General features: G+C 68.9%; 17 protein-coding genes. 14 read left to right on the top strand and 3 right to left on the bottom strand.

Annotated elements, in window-relative coordinates; genetic code table 11:
- Positions 1–231: 231 nt before the first annotated feature.
- On the bottom strand, positions 232–1,245 hold the full coding sequence (locus P0084_RS05880; RefSeq protein ID WP_308915889.1) for a TRAP transporter substrate-binding protein: 1,014 nt from the start codon (positions 1,243–1,245) through the stop codon (positions 232–234).
- A gap of 239 nt (positions 1,246–1,484) precedes the next feature.
- Between P0084_RS05880 and P0084_RS18525 the strand changes: the two genes are divergently transcribed.
- The 5 genes from P0084_RS18525 (at position 1,485) to P0084_RS05860 (ending at position 3,772) form a co-directional block, all read left to right on the top strand.
- Entirely contained in the window at positions 1,485–1,949 is a 465-nt protein-coding gene (locus tag P0084_RS18525) for a GNAT family N-acetyltransferase (protein WP_374213615.1), read from the top strand.
- Positions 1,950–2,114: 165 nt separating this feature from the next.
- Positions 2,115–2,375, top strand: coding sequence for a CopG family ribbon-helix-helix protein (locus P0084_RS05875; protein ID WP_308915888.1), 261 nt, complete (start codon positions 2,115–2,117; stop codon positions 2,373–2,375).
- A 24-nt stretch (positions 2,376–2,399) separates the two neighbouring features.
- Positions 2,400–2,729 (top strand): type II toxin-antitoxin system RelE/ParE family toxin, encoded by a 330-nt coding sequence (locus tag P0084_RS05870; protein ID WP_308915887.1) that lies wholly within the window; start codon positions 2,400–2,402, stop codon positions 2,727–2,729.
- Between the two features lie 198 nt (positions 2,730–2,927).
- Entirely contained in the window at positions 2,928–3,347 is a 420-nt protein-coding gene (locus P0084_RS05865; protein ID WP_308915886.1) for a MerR family transcriptional regulator, read from the top strand.
- A gap of 2 nt (positions 3,348–3,349) precedes the next feature.
- Positions 3,350–3,772 (top strand): carboxymuconolactone decarboxylase family protein, encoded by a 423-nt coding sequence (locus P0084_RS05860; protein ID WP_308915885.1) that lies wholly within the window; start codon positions 3,350–3,352, stop codon positions 3,770–3,772.
- Positions 3,773–4,031: 259 nt separating this feature from the next.
- Here the strand turns inward: P0084_RS05860 and P0084_RS05855 are convergent, their stop codons facing one another.
- On the bottom strand, positions 4,032–5,003 hold the full coding sequence (locus P0084_RS05855; RefSeq protein ID WP_308915884.1) for a LacI family DNA-binding transcriptional regulator: 972 nt from the start codon (positions 5,001–5,003) through the stop codon (positions 4,032–4,034).
- A gap of 122 nt (positions 5,004–5,125) precedes the next feature.
- Here P0084_RS05855 and P0084_RS05850 point away from each other — a divergent pair, with 122 nt between their 5' ends.
- The 9 genes from P0084_RS05850 to P0084_RS05810 all read left to right on the top strand — a co-directional run bounded on the left by P0084_RS05850 (position 5,126) and on the right by P0084_RS05810 (position 14,976).
- Positions 5,126–6,184 carry a sugar phosphate isomerase/epimerase family protein gene (locus tag P0084_RS05850; RefSeq protein WP_308915883.1) on the top strand — a complete coding sequence of 353 codons (1,059 nt, stop codon included), beginning with the start codon at positions 5,126–5,128 and terminating at the stop codon, positions 6,182–6,184.
- Positions 6,185–6,686: 502 nt separating this feature from the next.
- Entirely contained in the window at positions 6,687–7,820 is a 1,134-nt protein-coding gene (locus P0084_RS05845; protein WP_308915882.1) for a Gfo/Idh/MocA family protein, read from the top strand.
- Positions 7,817–9,325 carry a sugar ABC transporter ATP-binding protein gene (locus tag P0084_RS05840; protein ID WP_308916083.1) on the top strand — a complete coding sequence of 503 codons (1,509 nt, stop codon included), beginning with the start codon at positions 7,817–7,819 and terminating at the stop codon, positions 9,323–9,325. Before P0084_RS05845 ends, P0084_RS05840 begins: the two co-directional genes overlap by 4 nt.
- Entirely contained in the window at positions 9,322–10,329 is a 1,008-nt protein-coding gene (locus tag P0084_RS05835) for an ABC transporter permease (protein WP_308915881.1), read from the top strand. The genes P0084_RS05840 and P0084_RS05835 overlap by 4 nt, the downstream gene beginning before the upstream one ends.
- Before the next feature lie 35 nt (positions 10,330–10,364).
- Positions 10,365–11,303: an ABC transporter substrate-binding protein gene (locus tag P0084_RS05830; protein WP_308915880.1), complete on the top strand. Its 939-nt coding sequence runs from the start codon at positions 10,365–10,367 to the stop codon at positions 11,301–11,303.
- A gap of 452 nt (positions 11,304–11,755) precedes the next feature.
- On the top strand, positions 11,756–13,297 hold the full coding sequence (locus P0084_RS05825) for a flagellin N-terminal helical domain-containing protein (RefSeq protein ID WP_308915879.1): 1,542 nt from the start codon (positions 11,756–11,758) through the stop codon (positions 13,295–13,297).
- 80 nt (positions 13,298–13,377) lie between these two features.
- Positions 13,378–13,785, top strand: coding sequence for a flagellar biosynthesis regulator FlaF (locus P0084_RS05820; protein WP_308915878.1), 408 nt, complete (start codon positions 13,378–13,380; stop codon positions 13,783–13,785).
- 1 nt (position 13,786) lies between these two features.
- A complete protein-coding gene (locus P0084_RS05815) occupies positions 13,787–14,191 on the top strand; it encodes a flagellar biosynthesis repressor FlbT (RefSeq protein WP_308915877.1) in 405 nt (134 codons plus the stop codon).
- Complete coding sequence (locus tag P0084_RS05810; protein ID WP_308915876.1) at positions 14,191–14,976, top strand: DUF1217 domain-containing protein; 786 nt, start codon at positions 14,191–14,193, stop codon at positions 14,974–14,976. Before P0084_RS05815 ends, P0084_RS05810 begins: the two co-directional genes overlap by 1 nt.
- A gap of 117 nt (positions 14,977–15,093) precedes the next feature.
- Here P0084_RS05810 and P0084_RS05805 read toward each other — a convergent pair whose 3' ends face one another.
- Positions 15,094–16,392 carry a FliI/YscN family ATPase gene (locus tag P0084_RS05805; RefSeq protein WP_308915875.1) on the bottom strand — a complete coding sequence of 433 codons (1,299 nt, stop codon included), beginning with the start codon at positions 16,390–16,392 and terminating at the stop codon, positions 15,094–15,096.
- Between the last annotated feature and the right edge of the window lie 49 nt (positions 16,393–16,441).

The raw sequence follows: 16,441 nt of genomic DNA, 5'->3' as shown, positions 1-16,441 counted from the left end.
CGGGCGGCGGTGCAACCCGGGGCGGCGTTCAACGAGGCAAGGGCTTCGGGCGGGGTGCGGGGCATCGCCGGCGGGCGGAGGGGCGCCGATCGCACGGGACGGCGGGTGTCTGCGATGCGTCTGCTCCGCGTCGGCCATCCGTCCGACGGATGCGGTGATTCGGCGCCCGCGGCCTGGGCCGCCCGGTCCGTGACGAACGCCCCCGCCCGCGAGGCGGGGGCGTCCGGACGATCACTCGCTCAGGCCGATGCGCTGGATGAAGTCGCGGTGGCTTTGGACGATCTCGGCGGTCTCGGGCGTCTTCTCCGCCCATTCGGCCCAGGATTCCTGCGCCGCCGCGCGGAAGGCGGCGCGGTCCTCCGCCGACCAGTCGTAGAGGGTGACGCCCTGTTCCGGCAGGTCGCGCACCGCTTCGCCGTTCTCGACCAGGGTGCGCATCATCAGGTCCATCGCCATCGCCTTGTGCGCGGTCGAGATGATCGCGCGGTGGGCTTCCGGCATCGCTTCCCACACGTCGGTGCGGCAGGCGAGGTGGTCGGACGACATCGAATGGAAGCCCGGATAGGTCGTGTGCTTGGCGATGTCGTAGATGCCGAGGCCCACGTTCACCGCCAGCGAGGACGCGTCGGCCCCGTCGATGATCCCGGTCTCCAAGGCGGTGAAGATCTCGGTGAAGTCCATCACGATGGGGGACGCGCCCAGCTTGGCGAAGATCTCCGTCTGCATGCCGGGGGGCGAGCGGAACTTGAAGTCCACCAGGTCGTCGGGCCCGCGCAGCGGACGGGTGGAGTTCAGCGATTCCTGCCCGCCGATCGCCGCGCCGATGAAGGTCATGCCCTGGGGATTGTAGAGCGCGTTGATCTGCTCGCGCCCGCCGCCCTCGTTCACCCAGGCCTGGTATTGCAGCGGCGTGTCGTAGCCGCCCATCGTGTCGGCCACGAACTGGAAGGCGGGGTTCTTGCCGGTCTGATAGCTGCCGTTCGTCATGTCGCAGTCGAGGATGCCGCTGGCGGCGGCGTCGAACGTCTCCACCGACCCCACGACGGACGCGGAATAGAACATCTCGATGTCGATCTCGCCGTCGGACATCGCCTCCACGTTCTCGACGAAGTCGGCGATCACCCCGCCCGACGTGGATTCGGGGGATTGGTGGTTCTGGATCCGCAGCGTCGTGGTCTGCGCCTCTGCGGGGGCGGCCAGGGCCAGGGCCGTGGCGGTCAGGATCGTTCCGGTCGCGTATCGCATGTCGTTCCTCCCATCCGCGCCGGGGGTCGGCGCGGTGGGGGCAGCCTAGGGGCGGATCGTCCAAACGCCAAACGCGAAGGTATTCCGATCAAGTGGTTGGACCTGCCGTAGCGATCTTCGCGTATCTCCGGCCTGCCGTGGTGGGATCGGTGTGCCGGTGGGGCATACCCGGCGTGACGTTCTACGCCTCGGTGCTCCAGAACGTTGTGGGTTCATGGTCAGTAGGAAGCCGAACGAAAATGAGGCTCGAACAGCTACAGTCGGAAGCATGGCAGGAAGCGCGCGCCGTTCGCTTGCAAGCCTTGGTCGACGCTCCCCAAGCGTTCGGTTCGACGCTACGGATGGCCGAACAGATGAGCGAAGCTGACTGGCGCGCTTGGTTGTCGGTGTCCGGGGAAGGAACGACGATCATCGCTCTGGATGGCAACGAGGCTCACGGAGTCATTCGGGTCGGACCAGAGGGGAATGACGCAGGGCTGTTCTCTCTCTGGGTTGCACGAACCGTTCGAGGGCAAGGCATAGGTGGGAACCTAATGGACGCGGCAGTCCAGTGGGCCCGTGACATGGGCTACGATCGCGTCTGCCTGAACGTTCACCGACAGAACCTCGCGGCTATTCGCTTGTACGTCCGAAAGGGGTTTGTACGGACAGTTCCGGACGCCTCGGTCGAGGAAGGCGAGGACCGGTACGCGATGCCTCTGTAGGTTCGCCACCACGCACGTCCTGCAAGGGTGTACTTCGGAGACGATTCGGCACCGTTCCCTTCGGTTCTCATCGCGGAACGCGGGTGAAACCGATCCTTCCGCAACGGTCTGGTCCAGACTATGTTCAACCGTACACACCCGAGTACATTAGAGCCGGAGATATCGATGACTGCCAGTACGACGATGACGATCCGGCTCGATCCGGTGGTAAAGGACCGGCTCGGGCGTCTGGCCGAGGGCACACGGCGGTCGCGATCGTTCCTCGCGGCCGAGGCGGTGGCAGCCTACGTGAACCGCGAACTCATGGTGATCGAGGGGATCGAGCAGGGCTTGGCGGATGCCGAGGCCGGACGCACGGTGCCGCATGCCGAAGCGATGGCGCAGATCGACGCGGCGATCGAGGAAGCCGAGCGCGGGCGGTCCTGAGATCGGTCCGACGAGACAGAGCGCATGGTCGCCAAAGAGCGAGCCGTCGTCTGGTCCGAGTCCGCGCTTGCGGACCTGACCGCCGAGGTGACGTTCATCGCGAAGAAGGATCCGCATGCGGCGCGGGACGTGCGGCGGAAGCTCGACGCCGCCGGCGCCGCCCTGGGCATCAGCCTGACCGGGCGGCCAGGTCGGGTGCCGGGCACCTACGAGAAGACCGTGTCGGGTCTACGCTTCGTTCTGGCCTACGCCGTCATGCCGGTGCCGGGCGGAGATGCGGACGACGAGGTCGTGGTGATCCTGAGGGCCATTCACACCTCGCGGGACTGGCCGCCGGGAGATTGGCCGGACTGACCTGCCCGTGCGTTCGCAGCAGACGAAAGCGCGTGGCCGACCCAAGCGTATTGCGCGGATGGGATAAGCAGGACCGGCGGTTCTGCTTCTATACCTCCTACGACGTTTCGTAGGTCCATCTTCCCCTGGATCGTTTGACTTGGAGCGCGCTCCAACTGGTATCGCTACGTCCGAGGTGATTCGGCCCTGGAGGTCCACATGCGGATCGGCGCTTTCTCCCGTCGCACGGGCCTGTCGGCCGATACGCTGCGCTACTACGAGCGCATCGGCCTCGTGCCCCGCGCCGGACGCGACGCGGGCGGGAGGCGCGACTACGGCGAGGATCACCTGCGCTGGATGGAGTTCCTCGATGTCCTGAAGTCGACCGGCATGCGGATCGAGGAGATGCGCCGCTACGTAGCGCTGCGAGCGGACGGTCCGGAAACGGTGCCCGACCGTCTGGCCATGCTACGCACGCACCGCGAGCGCGTCGCCGCCGAGCGCGCCCGCCTGCTTGAGGTCGAGACGGTCCTCGATGCCAAGATCGCGCTGTTCCAGTCCGTCACCGACGGCTCCGCTTCACCGAATGCGCTGACATGCGCGTCCACTACTTCAGGACATAAGGAAAGCAGGACATGACAATGCCGAACGACGCGCCACCCGCCACCCGTCGCACCGACGAAGTCACCCCGGCATCTGCGCTTGAGCGAGGCCGTGCTCTTCTGGCGGAGTTGAACCCGGAGATGGAGGCGATCCTCGAGGAGCGCTACGGCGATCTCGTACCGAGCTTTGGCGAGACGCTGGTCGAGTTCGCCTACGGGCGCCTTTACGCACGCGATGGGCTCGACCTTCGCACCCGACAGATCGCAACCGTCGCGGCCCTGACCGCGATGGGCGGGCAAACTGGGCCACAACTGAAGGCCAACATCGAGCACGCCCTGAAGGCGGGCGCGACCCATACCGAGATTGCCGAGGTGATCCTTCAGATGTCCGTGTACGGAGGTATGCCGGCCACCATCAACGCGCTGAACAGCGCGCGAGAGGTCTTTGCGGACAACCGCTAATGCAGGCCCCCGCGCGTCAGCCGCGGGAAGCGTTCCGCATGAGTGCACCCCCACGGTACGACCCCTCGGAACATCCGTCCCGTTCCGTAAGGATGCTTCGGACCGTTCGGGACGTCCGGCGGCGCGGGTCCAGGCGTGTTGGGAACGGTCGAGCCGTCCGTCCCGTCATGCATGCCGCGTTCCCCGACGTCGTCACGCCGGGGGGGGCCACGGTGGCAGCATCGTCGATCCAACCACACATCTTGGATACCCAAACGCGTCAGGATGCGGGCGGCGCTGCCGTGGACCCGCGCGCCACAAGGTGGGCGGGCATCACGTCCCATTCGGGGGCATGGTCCGCGCCGCCGATCATCGCGATCAGGCGTTCGGCGGCGGCCGCGCCCAGGCGGGCGCGGGGCTGGTGGATCGTGGTCAGGGGCGGGGCCAGGCGGGCCGACACCTCGATGTCGTCGAAGCCCGCGACGCTGACGTCGCGGGGCACGGCCAGACCCATCCCCCAGCATTCGCCGATGAAGCCGATGGCGCATTCGTCGGACGCGCAGGACACGGCGGTCGGGCGGTCGGGCCGGGCGGCCCAGGCCCGCGCCGCGCGGGCGCCCGATTCCATCGTGAAGTCGCCGGCCTCCAGCGATCCCTGCACGGCCCTGGCGGCGCAGGCGGCGACGAAGCCCTCCGTCCGGGCCGAGGCCAGGACGTTCCCTTCGGGGCCGGCCACGTGCAGGATGCGGCGGTGCCCCAGTCCGCCCAGGTGGTCCACCACCAGGCCCATCGCCGCGTGGTTGTCGATGGCCAGGCCCGGCGCAGCATAGGCGGCGTTCCATTCGCAGGCCTGCACCACGGGCAGGGGCCAGCCCCGGACCACGGCCGGGTCGAGCGACGCGTCCAGCAGGACGATCCCGTCCGCGCGCCCGTCGCGGGCGAGCGTGGCCAGCCGTTCGGGCGCCGCGCGGCTGTCGGCCAGCTGCACGGCCAGGCCGTGGGCGTCCGCGACCTGCGTGACGGCCACGACGATGCGGTTGAAGAACGGGTTCGCCAGGTTGGGCGCCAGCACCAGGATCGCGCCCGCGCGCCGGACCCGCAGCGACCGCGCGGCCGCGTTCGCGCGGTAGCCGGTGGAGGTGACGGCGTCCATGATCCGGTCGCGCGTCGCGGGATCGACGCGCGTGGGATCCGACAGCGCGCGGCTGACGGTGGCGGTGCTGACCCCCGCCGTCCGGGCCACGTCGGCCATTCGCGCGCGGGTCGTCATTGCGCCTTTGCCTCCATTTGCGGTTGCAGGGCCGTTCTGCCCGTGCAATCGATTGCATGCAAGCGTGGCGGGGAGGTCGCCGCGGTTCGCACGGGAGGACGACGATGAAGACGATCAAGGGCCCCGCGCTGTTCCTGGCGCAGTTCGCGGGCGACGAGGCGCCGTTCGATTCGTGGGATTCGATCACGAAGTGGGCCGCCGATTGCGGGTACGAGGGCGTGCAGGTCCCGTCCTGGGACGCGCGCCTGTTCGACTTGGCGAAGGCCGCCGAGTCCAAGGATTACTGCGACGAGTTCAAGGGTCGGGGGGAGGCCAACGGCGTCCGGGTGACGGAGCTGTCGACTCATCTGCAAGGGCAGTTGGTCGCCGTCCACCCGGCCTACGACGCCGCGTTCGACGGGTTCGCGGACCCGTCCGTCCACGGGAACCCCAAGGCGCGGCAGGAATGGGCCGTGGACCAGGTGAAGAAGGCGCTGACCGCGTCGCGGAACATGGGGATAGGGGCGCACGCGACGTTCAGCGGCGCGCTGGCCTGGCCCTATGTCTATCCGTGGCCGCAGCGGCCCGCGGGCCTGGTGGAGGCCGCGTTCGACGAGTTGGCCGCGCGGTGGCGTCCCATCCTGGACCATGCGGAGGGATGCGGCGTCGACGTCTGCTACGAGATCCATCCGGGCGAGGATCTGCACGACGGCGTCAGCTTCGAGATGTTCCTGGAACGGGTGGGGAACCACGCGCGCGCCATGATGCTGTACGACCCCAGCCATTACGTCCTGCAATGCCTGGATTACCTGGACAACATCGACATCTACCGCGATCGGATCGGGATGTTCCACGTCAAGGACGCGGAGTTCAATCCGACGGGGCGGCAGGGCGTGTATGGCGGGTATCAGTCCTGGGTGGACCGAGCGGGCCGGTTCCGCAGCTTGGGCGACGGGCAGGTCGATTTCGGGGCCGTGTTCTCGAAGATGGCGGCCAACGACTTCGACGGCTGGGCCGTGGTGGAATGGGAATGCGCCCTGAAGCACCCGGAGGACGGCGCGCGGGAAGGCGCGCAGTTCGTGCGCGACCACATCATCCGCGTGACGGAGAAGGCGTTCGACGACTTCGCGGGTGGCGGGACGAACGATGCAGCCAACCGGGCGATGCTGGGGTTGGACCGGTGAGCCATATATCCGCAGCAACCACCTCCCAAACAGCATATTACGTCAGGGGAAGAACGAAGGGCGTGGATGGCAAGACCGATGGCTACAAATGCTTCCCTTCAAGTTGCAACGATGCGTCTAAAGCTCGGAACTTTGAGACAGAAGAAGATGCCGCGAAATTTCTGAAGACGCACCCGTCTTGGGGAATAAGAATGAATCCGGGATCGGCGATAATCTACGATCTTCTTATTGACGGTTTGCCCCGACGACTGTCCGTGTCCAGTAAAGCTTCACCGGTAAACTCTGACCCAAGTCTGACAAGCAGAGCGGTATCAGCTAACGGGAATCAAGGAGGCCCCCGATTCAATAGCCGTTGGCTACGCGGTGTATCTATCGCCGTCATGGTTTTCGTAGCGCTACTAGTGGTCGGGGCGGAGTGGTTTGCCGCTGCAATCGGCGCAAGCATCTCGCTGCTCGCAGGTTTGGTGCTGGACCGCGTCTGGCCGAACAAGGGAGAGTCGAAATGACCGCCCGCATCCGCTGGGGCATGGTGGGCGGCGGGTCGGACGCCTTCATCGGGGGCGTCCACCGCATCGCGGCGCGGATCGACGACCGGTACGAACTGGTGGCGGGCGCGCTGTCCTCCACCCCCGAACGGGCGAAGGCGTCGGGGGCGGCGTTGGGGTTGGACCCGGCGCGGACATACGACGACTTCGACGCGATGGCCAAGCGCGAGGCGCGGCTGAGGGACGGCATCGAGGCGGTCAGCATCGTCACGCCGAACCACGTCCACGCCGCCGCCGCGATCCCCTTCCTGCGCCGCGGCATCCACGTGATCTGCGACAAGCCGCTGACCTCCACGCTGGCGGACGCGAAGAAGCTGGCCCGCGCGGTGGAGAAGTCGGACGCGCTGTTCGTCCTGACGCACAACTATACCGGCTATCCGATGGTGCGGCAGGCCCGCGCGATGGTGGAGGCCGGCGATCTGGGCGCCATCCGCGTCGTGCAGGTGGAATACCCCCAGGACTGGCTGACCACAGCGGTGGAGGGCGAGGGGCTGAAGCAGGCCGAATGGCGCACGGATCCCGAACGGTCGGGCGCGGGCGGGTCGGTGGGCGACATCGGCACGCATGCCTACAACTTGGCGGGCTTCGTCACGGGGCTGCGGGCGGAACGCCTGGCGGCCGACCTGACGGCCTTCGTTCCGGGGCGCAAGCTGGACGACAACGGCCACGTGATGCTGCGCTACGAGGGCGGGGCCAAGGGGATGCTGTGGTGCTCCCAGGTCGCGCCCGGCAGCGAGAACGGCCTGCGCCTGCGCGTCTATGGCGAGCGGGGCGGCCTGGACTGGGCGCAGGAGGATCCGAACTATCTGTGGTTCACCCCGCACGGCGAGCCCAAGCGCCTGATCACCCGGAACGGGGCGGGGTTCACGGAAACCCTGGGCGCGCGCATCCCGCCGGGGCATCCCGAAGGTTATCTGGAGGGGTTCGCCAACATCTATGCCCAGGCCGCCGACCTGATCGTCGCGGCGCGGGGCGGGGCCAAGCCGGACAACGGCCTTCTGCCGGGGATCGAGGCGGGGCTGGACGGGATGGCCTTCGTGGATGCGTGCGTGCGGTCGTCGAAGCGCGACGCGGCCTGGGTCGCGCTTTGACGGAGCTGCGCCTCGATAGCGTGACGCGGTCCTTCGGGGCCGTGCAGGTCCTGTTCGACGTGGGCCTGACGCTGGCGCCCGGTCAGGTCCATGCGCTGATCGGCGAGAACGGGGCCGGCAAGTCCACGACGATGAAGATCTTGTCGGGCTATCTGGCGCCGACCTCCGGCGATGTGCTGCTGGACGGGGTGCCGGTGACGTTCCCGTCGTCCCAGGCGGCGGAGGATGCGGGCGTCGTCCTGATCCACCAGGAGTTCAACCTGGCCGAGCAGTTGACGGTCGAGCAGAACGTCTTCCTGGGGCACGAATTGAAGCGCGGGTTCCTTCTGGACAAGCGCGCGATGCGCGACCGGACGGCGGCGCTGCTGGACCGGCTGAACTGCCGCGTCGATCCGCGGGCGGTGGTGCGCGACATCTCGAACCCCGACAAGCAGATGGTCGAGATCGCCAAGGCCCTGAACCGCGACGCGCGCGTTCTGATCATGGACGAACCAACGGCCGTGCTGACCGAACGCGAGGCGGAGGTCCTGTTCGAGCAGGTGGACCGCCTGCGGTCGGACGGCGTGGCGATCCTGTTCACGTCGCACAAGCTGGACGAGGTGAAGCGTTTGGCCGACGTCGTGACCGTCATGCGCGACGGCCACGTGGTCGCGCAATGCCCCGCATCGGACCTGTCGGAGGACGACATGGCGACCGCGATGGTCGGGCGGGACGTGTCGTCGCTGTACCCCGAACGCACGGGTGCCGTGGGCGACGAGGTGGTGCTGTCGGTGCGCGACCTGCGCGTGCCGCGCTTCGTCCACGGGATGGACCTGGACCTGCGGCGGGGGGAGATCCTGGGGCTGGCCGGCCTGATCGGGTCCGGCCGGACGGAGGCGATGGAAGGGCTGGTGGGGCTGCGCGCCTCCACCGGGACGGTCACGCTGAACGGGGCGGTCGTGCGCTGGTCCGGCCCGCGCGACGCGCTGGACGCGGGCGTGGCGTACCTGACGGAGGACCGGAAGGGCCGGGGCCTGCTGCTGGCCAAGGGGATGCGCGAGAACCTGACCCTTGCGTCCCTGGGCGACTTCACGCGCGGCCTGATCGACGAGGCGGCGGAGGAGCGCGCGCTGGACCGGGCCATCGCGGACTTCGACATCCGCGCGCCGCACCGGGGCGTGGTGGTCGGCAACCTGTCGGGGGGGAACCAGCAGAAGCTGTTGCTTGCGAAGGTCATGCTGGCCGATCCGGACATCGTGGTGATCGACGAGCCGACGCGCGGCATCGACATCGGCACCAAGCAGCAGATCTACGAGTTCGTCCACGCGCTGGCCGCGCGGGGCAAGTCCGTGATCGTCATCTCCTCGGAGATGCAGGAGGTGATGGGGCTGGCCGACCGCGTCGTCGTCATGCGGGGGGGGCGCGTGGCGGGCGAGGTCGCGGGCGCGGCCATCACCGAGGACGCGATCGTCCGCCTGGCCATGGGGCTGGAGAACACCGTCCGACACAGGGAGCCCGCCGCATGAGCGCCGCATCCGCCGACACCAACCCCGGCGCCCGGTCGGGGCCCGCGCTGGACCTGCGGGTCCTGGGACCGATCCTGGCCCTGGCCGTGCTGGTGCTGACGGGCGCCATGCTGAACGACAACTTCCTGTCCTATGCCAACATCACGAACGTCCTGTCGCGGTCGGCCTTCATCGGCATCATCGCGGTGGGCATGACCTTCGTCATCACCTCGGGCGGGCTGGACCTGTCGGTGGGGTCCATGGCGGCGTTCATCGCGGGGCTGATGATCCTGGTGATGAACGGGCTGCTGCCCACGCTGGGTCCGGGCGTGGCATTGGTCCTGGTCGGTATGGCCGCCGCGTTGGCGACGGGGCTGGTGGCGGGGTTCGTGAACGGGTTCCTGATCACCACCATGCGGATCGAGGCGTTCATCGTGACGCTGGGCACGATGGGCATCTACCGATCCCTGGTGACGTGGCTGGCCGACGGCGGCACGCTGTCCCTGGACTTCGGGATGCGCACGGTCATCCGCCCGATCTACTACGACGGGATCCTGGGCATATCGTGGCCCATCATCGTCTTCGCCCTGGTCGCCGTCGCGGGCGAGGTCATCATGCGCCGCGCGGCCTTCGGGCGGCACGCGGCGGCGGTGGGGTCGAACGATCAGGTCGCGCGGTATTCGTCGGTGAACGTCGACCGGGTGCGGATGCTGACCTACGTCTTCCTGGGCATCCTGGTGGGCGTGGCCACCATCATGTACGTCCCCCGGCTGGGGTCGGCGTCGTCGTCGACGGGCGTCCTGTGGGAGTTGGAGGCGATCGCCGCCGTCATCATCGGCGGCACCATGCTGAAGGGCGGGTTCGGGCGCGTCTGGGGCACGGTGATCGGCGTCCTGATCCTGAGCCTGATCGACAACATCCTGAACCTGACCGACGGGGTCAGCCCCTATCTGAACGGGGCGATCCAGGGGGTCATCATCATTCTCGCCGTGATCCTGCAGCGGGAACGCAAGGCGGACGCCTGACGTCCGGCATCAACGAAACCTTGGGAGGTTACACAATGAAGCACTTCGCGATCGCAGGCCTGATGGCCGCCACCGCACTGCCCGCCATGGCGCAGGAGACGATGGTCATCGGCGTCTCCATCCCCGCCGCGACCCATGGCTGGGCGGGCGGCATGAACTTCCACGCGCAGGAGGCCGTGGACCGGCTGGAGGAAGTCTATCCCCAGCTCGACTTCGTGCTGGCCACCGCGTCCGACCCGGCCAAGCAGGTCAACGACATCGAGGACATGCTGGCCACGCGCGACATCGACGCGCTGGTCGTGCTGCCCTTCGAATCCGAGCCGCTGACCGGCCCCGTCGCCGCCGTCGCCGACAGCGGGGCCTGGGTCACGGTCGTGGACCGCGGCCTGGCGCAGGAGGGGATCGAGGACCTCTACGTCGCCGGCGACAACAGCGGCTTCGGCCGGGTGTCGGGCGAGTACATGCGATCCGCGCTGCCCGACGGCGGCAAGATCGTGGCGTTGCGCGGCATCCCCACCACCATCGACAACGAACGCGTCGCGGGCTTCGAGGAGGCCATCGAAGGGTCCGGCATCGAGGTGCTGGACATGGAGCACGGCAACTGGAACCGCGACGACAGCTTCACCGTGATGCAGGACTTCCTGTCCAAGCACGGCGAGATCGACGCCGTCTGGGCGTCGGACGACGACATGGCGATCGGCGTGCTGGCCGCCATCGAGGCGGCGGGCCGCGACGACGTGCAGTTCGTGCTGGGCGGCGCGGGCATGAAGGAGATGATCCGCCGCACCGCGGACGGCGACGCGATGATCCCGGCGAACGTCACCTACCCGCCCGCGATGATCGGCACCGCGATCGAGCTGACGGCCGTGGGCCTGACGTCGTCCGCGCCCGTGTCCGGCACGTTCACGATCGGATCCGTGCTGGTCACGCAGGACAACGCGGAGGATTACTACTTCCCCGACAGCCCGTTCTGATCGGGGGACGATCGCGAGGGAAGGGGGTCGCGCCGGAAGGTGCGGCCCCTCTTCGTTTGGAGCGATGCAGCCGCAATGCGCGCCGTCATCCCCGGGCTCGCCCCGAGGACCTGTCGCCGTACGCGCGACGGCAAGGTCGCGCCCATTCGAGGAGGTCCCCCGGATCGAGTCCGAGGACGACCCGGCGCGAAACGGAAACGCCGCGCACGCCCCCGTCCGAGGCGGAGACGCGGCGCGTTCGCGGCCCCCATGTGGCGCTTGCGTGAACGCGTGGAGGCGTCCCGAAACCCCAACAAATGCAGGACATCGCGGCGGCGCGGCTTAACCCCCGCTTAACGACCCGCGGGCCATCCCCTGGCTGTCCAGAAGGACCGTTCCGGGGCCGTCGCCCCACCGGCAGAAGCTGCCACACCGCCTGCAAAGCAGGCGCATCCGTTCAAGGAAAAAACCCGATGTCTTCGATCCTGACCAACAACAGCGCGATGGTCGCGCTGCAGACCCTGCAGAACATCAACAAGAACCTGGGCATGACCCAGGGCGAGATCTCGACCGGCAAGTCGATCGCCAACGCCAAGGACAACTCGGCCGTCTGGGCCATCTCCAAGACCATGGAGTCCGACGTCGCCGGCTTCAAGGCCATCCAGGACAGCCTGAACCTGGGCGACAGCACGGTCGCCGTCGCGCGCACCGCGTCCGAGCGGGTCACCGACCTGCTGACCGAGATCAAGGGCAAGGTCGTCGCGTCCCAGGAAGAGAACGTCGACCGCGGCAAGATCAAGGCCGACATCGACGAGCTGGTGAACCAGATCAAGTCGACCGTGGGCGCCGCGCAGTTCAACGGCCTGAACCTGGTCAAGGGCTCCGAAGACGTCGAGATCCTCTCGTCGCTCGATCGCAGCAGCTCGGGCGTCGCGGCGAGCAACATCTCCGTCAGCCGCCAGGACCTGACGACCGACGCCGGCAATCGTGGCACGACCGCGCTGTCCGGCGTGACGGTCGCCGACTACGGCACGATCACGGATTCCCAAGGCGCCGCCGTGACGACGACGACGGCTGCCACCGGCAAGGACATGGACATCACGATCGGCGGCACCATCGCCGTCGGCGACACACTGAGCCTCGACATCAACGGCAATTCGCTGTCCTTCACGGCGACCACCACCAACGCGGCCGACGTAGCGGACGCCTTGAAGGGTCAGATCAACGCACTGGGTCTCGAAGGGGTCACGGCGGACAACACCGGCGGTGTCCTGACGATCTCGAACACCAACGCCTACGAATCCGTCGACGTCGCGAACCTCGCGGAAACCGGGGCTGCCTCGACGATCGCGGTCACCGAGGTGAACGGCAACACCTCGCCGCCGAGTGCGACGTCCGGCACGATCGAACAACGTGCGGAGACGATCGATCTGTCCTCCACCACGGCCCTGTCCGAAGGCGACACCTTCAGCGTCACGGTCGGCGGAGACAGCTTCTTCTATGTGGCCGGCAAGTCCGAGTCGATGGAGGACGTCGCCAAGGGTCTCGCCACGGCGATCAACACGTCGGACACCGATGGTGTCGAGGCGCGGGCCACGCAGGCCGACGACGGCACTTGGAGCTTGGCGGTCGACGACGATACCGGTGGTCAGGCCTTCGGCCTGCAGGTCACGACCGGCGGCGACGCCACCGGGGGCCTGTTCGGTCTGGACAACCTGAACGTCGACTCGAACGAGAACGCCAGCAAGGCCCTCGACACGATCGAGACGCTAATCTCCAATTCCATCGACGCCGCCGCGTCGCTGGGTTCGGCCCAAGGCCGGATCGAGAAGCAGAACGACTTCATGGGCAATCTGATCGACAACTTCACGTCGGGCATCGGTTCGCTGGTGGATGCCAACATGGAGGAGGCGTCCGCCCGTCTGCAGGCGCTGCAGGTCCAGCAGCAGCTGGCCACCCAGTCGCTGTCGATCGCCAACCAGGCGCCGCAGTCGATCCTGGCGCTGTTCCGGTAAAGCCGGGCCTAGCCTTCTGACGATGGGGGCCGTGCAAAGCGCGGCCCCTTGTCCGACCCTTCCAGAACGGATCAACACCGATGCATTTCTCACGACCCCAGTCCGGCGCCTATGCCACGACCGCGGCCAGTCAGGCCATGGCCGCGCCGAAGGACGCCGAGGCGCGCGTCTTCACCCAGGTCACGCGCCGCCTGATCGCCCTGCACGCCGACCCCGACGCCGACATCGCCGCTCGGGTCGAGGTCCTGAACGACAACCTGTCCCTTTGGAACGCGGTCGCGGTGGCCGTGTTCGACGATTCGAACGCGATGCCCGAAGCGCTGCGCGCGGGACTGGCCAACCTGGCCGGCTTCGTGGACCGGCAAACGAAGGCCGTGTTGCGCGGGGGCGGCGACATCCGCCTTCTGGTGGACGTCAACCGCCGCGTGATCGGCGGGCTCGCCGCCGCCCCGGCGGTGCCCGAATCCACCCCGACCGAGGCCGCCTGAGATGGCCGGTCTCGTCCTGAAGCTGCGCGAAGGCGAGCGCGTGCTCGTCAACGGCGCGGTGATCGAGAGCACGGGCCGCGGCTGCCGCCTGCGCGTGCTGACGCCCGGCACGTCCATCCTGCGGATGCGCGACGCCATCGACCCCGCCCAGGCCGACACGCCCGTGGGGCGCGTGGGACACGTGGTGCAGATGGTGGTCGCGGGCGACATGACGCTGGAGGACGCGCTGCCCCAGGTCACGCCCGCGTTGGACGCGCTGCACGACGCGTTCGTGGACGCGTCCGACCGCGCCCTGGTCCGCACGGTGGGCGAGGAGCTGGCCGCGGGGCGCCCCTATCCGGCGCTGCGGGCGGTGCAGGATCTGCGGGCTCGCGAGGGCGCGCTGCTGGCCCGGGCGGCGGGCTGATGTTCCAGCCCGTCCTGCCGCAGGGGGGGATCGCCGGGTGGCGGTTCCTCGAACGCACCTTGGACACCCAGCAGGACGCCTTCGCCAAGTCCGCGGTGAACGACCGCGCGCTGACCTACTTCCGCGAGAACATCGGCGAGGTCGAGACGGCGGAGCAGCTCGTCGCCGATCGGCAGCTGCGGGAGGTGGCGCTGGCGGCGTTCGGGCTGTCCGATGACATCGACAGCACGTTCTTCATCCAGAAGGTCCTGTCGGAAGGGACCTATGACAACGACGCGCTGGCCAACCGCCTGTCGGACCGGCGCTACTTCGACATGGCCCGCGCCTTCGGCTTCGACGAGCCCCTGTTCCCCAACACGAAGGTGCCCGGCTTCGCCGACCGGATCGAGGCGCGGTTCCGCGAGCAGTCGTTCGAGGCGGCCGTGGGGCAGGCCGACAATTCCATGCGCCTGGCGCTGAACGCCAAGCGCGAGCTGGCGGACGTCGTGACGGGGGAGGGATCCGAGAATTCCAAGTGGTTCACCATCATGGGAACCCCGCCCCTGCGCAGCGTCCTGGAAGGCGCGCTGGGCTTGCCCGCGAGCTTCGGCGCGCTCGACATCGACCGCCAGCTGGAGGTGTTCAAGGACCGCGCGGCGGGCGCGTTCGGCATCGCGGACGTGTCCGAGCTGGCCGAGGCGGATACGCTGTCGCGGGTGATCGACCTGTATCTGGTGCGGGCCGGAACCCAGTCGGGGGCGGGTGGTCCGACCAGTCCGGCGCTGCAGCTGTTGCGCGGGTTCTGAGCACCGCGCGGTGGGGGGCGCCCCCCGTGCATCCCCTGCATGCGCCCCACGCATGCGCGAGGTCGCCCCGACACGCGAAGCGGCCGGCCCGGGCGCGCCGCTCGACCGGCCAGGCGATCAGGTCATGGCGGCGCGCAGCCTGTCGAACGAATCGTCCACGCCGCCGCTGCGGTCGGACAGCGCGGCCTCCAGCGCGGGGCGCAGGCGGATGGCCGCATCCAGCGCGGGGTCGCGGCCCTTCTCGTAGAGGCCGGAGGTCACCATCAGCTCGTTGCGGCGATACGTCTCCATCGCGGCGCGGACCTGGCCCAGCAGCGCGTTCTGCTCGGGCGTGGCGCAGTCGGGCAGGGACCGGCTGACGGAGGCCAGGACGTCGATGGCCGGATAGCGGCCGCCTTCGGCGATTCCGCGCGACAGGACCACGTGGCCGTCGATGAGGCCGCGGACCGTGTCGGCCACGGGGCCTTCCATGTCGGACCCCGCGACCAGCACGGTGAAGACCGACGTGATGGCGGGCTTGCCGTCGCTGCCGGGGCCCGTCCGTTCGACCAGGGCGGCCAGGTTCGCGGTCAGGCCGGGGGGCATCCCGCCGTCCAGCCGCTGGCCCGTGGCCGCGGCCACGTCGCGGCACGACTCGGCGTGGCGGGTCAGGCTGTCGCACAGGAACAGGACCTTCGCCCCCCGGTCGCGGAAGTGCTCCGCCACGGCGAGGGCCGCGGGCACGCAGCGGCGGCGGACGTTGGCGGCGCGGTCCGACGTCGCGGCGACGACGACCGTGCGACGCATGCCGTCCGCGCCCAGGACGTCGCGCGCGAAGCCCGACACCTCGCGCCCGCGCTCGCCCACGAGCGCCGTCACGACGACGTCGGCCTCCATCCGGTTGGCCAGATCGCCCAGGAGGCGGGACTTGCCCACGCCCGACCCGGCGAAGACCCCCATGCGCTGCCCGTCCACGATGGGTAGCAGCGTGTCGAGGGCGGTGTAGCCGGTGGCCAGGCGGTCCCCGAACCCCGCGCGCCGCCCGGCCTCGGGCGGGTCGGCGTGGATCGGGCGCGCCGCGCCGCGCCCCAGCGGGCGTCCGTCGAGGGGCGCGCCGAACGGGTCCACGATGCGCCCCAGCCAGGTGTCGGCGGGCGCGATGGCGGGCGGGCCGCACAGCTCGACCGCGGCGCCGATCCCGTGCCCGTCCATCGCGCCGTAGGGCATGGCCGTGACGCGGTCGGCGTCGATCGACACGACCTCCGCACGGGCGCCGCCGGGGCCGCGCAGGGCCACCTCCTCGCCCAGGCGCGCGGCGCGGGACAGGCCCGCGAGGTCCAGCCGCCCGTCGTCCAGGCGTTTCACCCGGCCCAGGGGGCGGATGGCGGAAAGGGGGGCCACGCGTGCGCGCAGCGTGTCCAGGGGCGTGTGATCCATGGGGCGTCCGCTTTGGTGATGTCCTGGAAACGATGCGTAAAGGAATCGC

This window comes from Jannaschia maritima (assembly GCF_030973515.1).
Lineage (GTDB): Bacteria > Pseudomonadota > Alphaproteobacteria > Rhodobacterales > Rhodobacteraceae > Jannaschia > Jannaschia maritima.
Note: the sequence above shows the minus strand (reverse complement) of the source record. Positions and strands in the feature narration are given on the sequence as shown.